The sequence below is a fragment of the Paenibacillus sp. P4_A7 genome, from assembly GCF_056402455.1.
The window spans coordinates 1-2,439 of record NZ_JBFUHJ010000630.1 but is presented as its reverse complement, the minus strand read 5'-3'; the positions used below and the strand labels follow the sequence as shown (position 1 = coordinate 2,439).

Here is a 2,439-nt window from a genome sequence, read left to right as displayed (position 1 = left end):
TCCTTATCCCATTCTACCTTTCCGTGGCTAGGGCTGCTAGCAAAGTCGAAATCTAACCAATCCATTTCCAAATCTACTGCTACGGGACCTCCAGATACAGCCGTATTTATCATCGTTTCTTTATTCTCATTGAATATGGTAGGCGGCTCGTTAACGGGATACTCAAATGGAGGAATAATTAAAATATCCCATTTAATTGTGTATACATCTTTATTCGTAGTAGCAATTATAGTAAAGCTATCTTCACCCGTAGAACCTGGATTTGCTTCATATTCAAAAATAGGATAAACATATCCACCATCTAATATCTTCCCAAGATCAGGACCATCTGTTAATTTGTAAGTAATTCCTCCATGTTCAGGATAAGGAACTTTTATATTTCCCTGAAATATCTCCCCAGATTGCACTACATCATAGTTCGGTATATTGGAATAAAGTGCATCTACAGAATAGTAATTCTTACTCGAATCAATTGTAATACTTTCCTCACTAGTAACTGGAGTTGCAATAGTATAGCCTGCCACTGTGCTAAACTTAATTGYATAGGTGCCATCTGCAACATTATGAAAAAAGAATCTACCGTCCTCATAGGTTCTCGTTTGCGCTACTTCCACACCACCATTCATAAGCACTACAAGTACACTCTGCTCTAATGGGTAGCTTGAATCAGCATCATCACCTGTATCATTGCCTGTTACTTTACCAAAAATTGTAGCTTTCCCTGGCGAAACAGCCGAAACGCTTGGAGTAACCATGAGCACAGGAGCCACGAATCCAACTACAAGTGATACCATACATAACCATGAAAATACTTTAATCATATGTCGTTTCATTAAAGATTACCCTCCTATAATTCTGGTTTTTGACCCAACAACCACATCTGCGTGTAAGAACCGTAGTTGTTCAGCGTGATGAGCAGAATACCTGAGATCACCACAATGGAGCCTCCGATCATACATGAATCAACACCAACCACTTCTTTGCCCAGTTTCCTCCACTCCACAATGCTTTAATTTGACATAAATATCCTTAAATGTACCATCTTACCTTCGTGCATTCTATTATCCGAAAGTAGCAAAATAGTCGAAGTTGGGTATACTTTCGTTCTCCTCACGAACAAGAAAAAACGCCTTCGGTGTCTTCGGGCGCTAGTTCAAAAATTATTGATCCTTTTTCTATATAAGCAAATACCTCGTCATCGTTAATATGAGAAAAAGCGATATAATAAGAGGTTTCTTTTTTGTATTCAACATATAAACATGGCCATCTGATTTAGATATAATCCTATTGTTTTGTAATGCGTACTGCTTTTGCAGTATTGAACTGATGTTTGCCTTCTGTTCCAAACTAAAAAAACAGTGGCAGTCAAGGATTAAAAAATAAAGTCCTAGACTGTCACTGCTTGATTGAGCTAACTTGTCCCGTTAGATCTAGATAGGTGTTAAACAGCGTTGCAATATTGGTCATGTTGCCAATTCCGGACTTCATAATTTCGTCTGGATTAGCCTTGATGTTATACTAGAACCTTTGTTTCGAGATAAATGTGGCTTTAATTCATCACCCTCTTATAGCGACACACAGGACTCCACATATCTGGAGTGTGTATACAGTAAAAAAACCAAATGGAATCTCTGCCATTTGGTTTCATTTATTGATATAGCATCGTGCAATTAAACCCTAACTTTATCGCTACATACGATAGGATTAGATGTACTATAAGAGCTCAGGTGATTCTTACCTCTTAGCTTAAAACTCATGATACAACTTCATCAACGCCCGCTTCTCAATCCTCGACACGTAGCTCCGACTAATCCCAAGCTCCTTCGCGATCTCACGCTGCGTCCGCTCATCCCCGCCATGCCCCAAACCAAAACGTCCAATAACAACTTCCTTTTCTCTATCATCCAATATGTCGAGATTTTTATAAATCTTGCTCTTCTCGATCTTCAATTGCACCTTATCCACGATATCATCGGCCTCGGTGCCGAGAATATCTATAAGCGTAATTTCGTTGCCTTCCTTATCCGTGCCAATTGGATCATGAAGTGATACGTCTTTCCTAGTCTTCTTCAAAGATCTGAGATGCATAAGTATTTCGTTCTCAATGCAACAAGCCGCGAAAGTCGCGAGCTTCGTGCCTTTACCTGTTTGGAAGCTCTCAATAGCTTTGATTAAGCCAATTGTACCGATGGAGATGAGATCCTCTAAATCTTCACCTGTATTGTCGAATTTTTTGACGTTATGGACATAACCCGATGTAATATTGAAGCAATCATACGTGAGTAATTCTGGTCTTCCCTCGATTTATATTTCCAACATTTTACGCAGTGTATCGGAGGCTTCTTGCTTATTCACGGGCAGATTCATGGAACTCCCGGAGTAGATCACAATGGGAAGTCCGTTTGGATTTTTTGCAGGTTTAAACTTGAAGAAGCGATG

2 protein-coding genes are annotated in these 2,439 nt (G+C 39.5%); both read right to left on the bottom strand.

The features are described from left to right. On the bottom strand, positions 1–833 hold an 833-nt coding region (locus tag AC1DWN_RS32170; protein WP_477562911.1), incomplete at its 3' end, for a hypothetical protein. Positions 834–1,746: 913 nt separating this feature from the next. After that, complete coding sequence (gene sigK / locus AC1DWN_RS32165) at positions 1,747–2,304, bottom strand: RNA polymerase sporulation sigma factor SigK (RefSeq protein ID WP_477562912.1); 558 nt, start codon at positions 2,302–2,304, stop codon at positions 1,747–1,749. Positions 2,305–2,439: the final 135 nt, after the last annotated feature.